Here is a 1,420-nt window from a genome sequence, read left to right as displayed (position 1 = left end):
CCCCAAGAAGTTGGACACCAATCCAACCCTTGGGGGATCTATGGGTAAATACACAGAGCAGTTCAAGCTCACGGCTATCACCGCTTACCTAGAGGGCAGCCGGGGCTTTCGCAAGGTGGCACAACACTTTGGCATCGATTTCAGCCTGCTTCGGCGCTGGGTTGCTGGCTACCAAGTCGATGCCAGCCTCGGCCCTCGCTCGCATGGTCGCCGCTACACCGAGGAATTCAAGCGGCGGGTGCTCAAGTACATGCTTGAGCATCGCCTGTCCCTGCGCCAAACAGCGGCGCACTTTGACCTTGGACAGTCCTCACAGATAGGCATTTGGCTGCGGCAGCACTACAGTGGCAGTCCTGAAGCCACTCTCGCCAAACAAAGAAAATCAGCCGTGCCGAAGAAAATTAAGCCCATCAAGCCGACAGATACCAATGACGCAGAGAAATCTCGTGAGCAGTTGTTGAGCGAGCTCGAGTATCTGCGCATGGAGAATGATGTCCTAAAGGAGTTAAAGGCTCTGCGAGAGGAGAAGGAGCGAACACGGACGAAAAAGCCCTGATCGTCTGTAAATTCAGACATAAATATCCGCTGCCTGATCTCTTGCAGATGGTGGGGTTGGCACGCAGTACCTTTTATTACCAGATCAAGTGCCAGCAAAAGCCGGACAGGCACGCCTCGCTCAAGGAGTTGGTGCAGCGTGTCTATCACGAGGAGAAAGGGCTGTATGGCTACCGCCGCATTGCCCTTGCCATCAGGAATCAGGGGACCTTGGTCAACAAGAAGGTCATTGAACGGTTGATGGCTGAGCTTGGTTTGCAGTCCGTTGTACGCCCGAAGAAGTATCGATCCTATCGCGGCATTGTCGGCAAGGTGGCAATGAATTTGCTGGAGCGTAATTTCGTCGCGCAACGCCCCAACCAGAAGTGGGTGACCGATGTCACTGAGTTCAAAGTGGCCCAACAAAAGCTCTACCTGTCGCCCGTGATGGACTTGTACAACGGTGAGATCATCGCCTATGAAACAGCTTGCCGGCCTACTTATGGCTTGGTCGGGAACATGCTGGAAAAGGCGCTCGATGGGTTGGGTGAAAAGCCCAAGCTAGTGATCCACTCAGACCAAGGATGGCATTACCAGCAGCCCCAATACCGCCATAAGCTCGCAGCGCGCGGTGTGAAGCAGAGCATGTCTCGCAAGGGCAATTGTCTGGATAATGCAGCGATGGAAAGCTTCTTCGGCACACTGAAGTCAGAGTTCTTCTACCTGAAGCGCTTTGAAAGCGTCGAACAGCTGAAGGCGGGCCTGGAGGAGTACATCCATTACTACAACCATGACCGCATCAGGCTGAAACTCAATGGCCTGAGCCCTGTCAGCTACAGGACTCAGGCCACTGGCTAAAACTGTCCAACTTTTCGGGGGCAGTCCA

The 1,420-nt window shown here is 54.1% G+C and carries 1 protein-coding gene; it reads left to right on the top strand.

What is annotated here, in order from left to right; translation table 11 throughout:
• Positions 1 to 40 precede the first annotated feature (40 nt).
• Positions 41 to 1,392, top strand: a protein-coding gene (locus MJ643_RS30325) for an IS3 family transposase (protein WP_230684691.1) whose coding sequence is annotated in 2 segments (ribosomal slippage) — positions 41 to 518 and positions 518 to 1,392 — 1,353 coding nt in all. Because the reading frame shifts where the segments join, the coding sequence is not laid out codon by codon here.
• The last annotated feature ends 28 nt before the right edge of the window (positions 1,393 to 1,420 follow it).

This window comes from Pseudomonas sp. PNPG3 (assembly GCF_023093815.1).
Taxonomy (GTDB): domain Bacteria; phylum Pseudomonadota; class Gammaproteobacteria; order Pseudomonadales; family Pseudomonadaceae; genus Aquipseudomonas; species Aquipseudomonas asiatica.
This window is presented reverse-complemented; position numbering and strand designations above follow the sequence as displayed.